At 70.5% G+C, this 2,156-nt stretch carries 2 protein-coding genes; both read left to right on the forward strand.

Annotated elements, in window-relative coordinates:
- Positions 1 to 57: 57 nt before the first annotated feature.
- The gene (locus tag VN779_RS11435) at positions 58 to 849 is read left to right on the forward strand and encodes an SDR family oxidoreductase (protein ID WP_325722457.1); all 792 of its coding nucleotides are present in this window, start codon (positions 58 to 60) and stop codon (positions 847 to 849) included.
- Positions 842 to 2,156 (forward strand): MFS transporter (locus VN779_RS11440; protein WP_325722458.1); only part of this gene is annotated, 1,315 nt, incomplete at its 3' end. The genes VN779_RS11435 and VN779_RS11440, both read left to right, overlap by 8 nt.

A 2,156-nucleotide genomic window follows, 5' to 3' on the forward strand; every position in this document is an offset into this window, starting at 1 on the left:
GTCTCAACTCACGAAGTGGGCGCGGGTGACCGCCCACGGCACAGAAAGGAACCAGCGATGATGCTGAAGGACAAGGTCGCGGTGATCTACGGAGCAGGAGGCGCGATCGGCGGCGCTGTCGCGCGCGGATTCGCGGCCGAGGGGGCCCGGCTCTTTCTCACCGGGCGGCACCGGGCACCGGTCGAAGCGGTGGCCAAGGACATCGTGTCCGCCGACGGCTCCGCCGAGGTGGCCGAGGTCGACGTCCTCGACGAGCAAGCTGTGGACCGGTATCTGCGGTACGTCGTCGGCCAGGCGGGCCGCATCGACGTCTCGTTCGACGCGATCGGCATCCCGGGTTCGCAGATCCTGGGGGTGCCCTCGACCGACCTGGATGCCGAGGCGTTCTCCCTGCCCATCACGACGTACACGACGTCGTATTTCGTGACCGCGCGCCTGGCCGCACGGCACATGATCCCGAACCGGACGGGGGTGATCATGACCGTCACCGCCTTCCCGGCGCGCAAGGGGACCCCGCTGAACGGGGGCTACGGCGCGGCGATGGCCGCCAAGGAGGCCCTCACCCGGGACCTGTCCGCCGAGTTCGCCCCGCACGGCATCCGCGTGCTCGCCCTGCGGCCGAACGGCATGGCGGAGACGAGCACGATGCGGGAACTCTTCGAGATTCGCGCCAGGGCATCGGGCATGACCTGGGAGCAGTTCGAGGGGTTCCTGGCCAGCGTGACCCACCCGCGACGAGTCATGACGCTCGAGGAGATGGCCAGCGTGGCGGCCTTCATGGCATCCGACAAGGCCAGCGGGATGACGGGAACCACCGTCAACTTGACCATGGGGACCCTCGATGACTAGCGGCTACGCGGCAGCAAAGCTGCACGCCGGCAAGGGAGTCATCCTCCTGCTGTCCTGCGCGGCGCAGTTCATGGTCGTACTCGATGTCGCGATCGTGAACGTCGCCCTGCCCTCGATCCGGCGCGATCTCGGCATCGGGCAGAGCACCCTGCCGTGGATCGTCGTCGCGTACGGTCTCATGCTCGGCGGATTCCTGCTGCTCGGCGGCAGGATGGCCGACCTGGTGGGGCGCCGCCGCATGCTCCTGACGGGACTGGCGCTGTTCGGTTCGGCCTCCCTGCTCGCGGGCGTGGCCGGATCGGCCGGACTCCTGATCGGGGCCCGGGCCCTGCAGGGCTTCGGTGCGGCGATGGTGGCGCCGGCCGCCCTGTCGATCCTCGCCGTGACGTTCGCGGAAGGCGCCGAACGCAATCGCGCGCTCGGGATCTACGGCGCCGTCACCGGGATATCGGCGTCGGCCGGGGTGATCGCCAGCGGCCTGCTCACCGCCGGCCCCGGCTGGCGCTGGGTCTTCTTCATCAACGTTCCGGTCGGCGCCATCCTCATCGCGATGGCGGCAATCTTCCTGCCCGCCGACGCTCGCGACCGCCGCCGGAGCGAACGCTTCGACATCGCCGGCGCGGTCACCGTGACCGCGGGACTGCTCCTGCTCGTCTACGCGCTCAACCGCGGTACCGAGCCCGGCTGGGGTTCCGGGACGGCGCTCGGACTGCTGGCCGCGTCCGTCGCGATGCTGTGCGTATTCGTGCGGATCGAGGCGCGGTCGCGGTCACCGCTGGTGCCCGGATCGTCGGTGCGCAACCGCACGCTGGTGGCGGCGAACCTCTCGGGGTTCTTCACGTTCGGGGCGATCATCTCGTTCATCTTCCTCGGTTCGCTCCTGATGCAGCAGGTTCTCGGTTACTCGCCGACGCGGACGGGCGTCTGCTGGCTGGCCACGACGGCGACGTCGTTCGTGGCGGCGGCGATCACCGGAACCAGGCTCGTCGCGGTGGCAGGCGTGCGGCGCCTGCTCGTCGCGGGCTTCTCGCTGCTCGCGATCTCCGCGCTGTTGCTGACGCGGATCCCGGCCGACGGCCACTTCGCCACCGACCTGCTTCCGGCGCTGCTCCTGGCCGGCGTGGCCGGAGGGCTGAGCGCGCCGGCCGTGCAGATCGGCGCTCTATCCGGTGTCACGCGCTCGATGACCGGCCTGGCGTCCGGGCTCGTCGAGACCATGCGCGAGATCGGGGGTGCCATCGGCGTGGCGGCCGTCTCGACACTCCTCGTCTCGCGGGCCGGCCCGATCGCCGGCGGTGCCGGCCGAG

Origin of the sequence: Actinocrinis sp. (assembly GCF_035605935.1) — a bacterium.
Taxonomy (GTDB): domain Bacteria; phylum Actinomycetota; class Actinomycetes; order Streptomycetales; family Catenulisporaceae; genus Actinocrinis.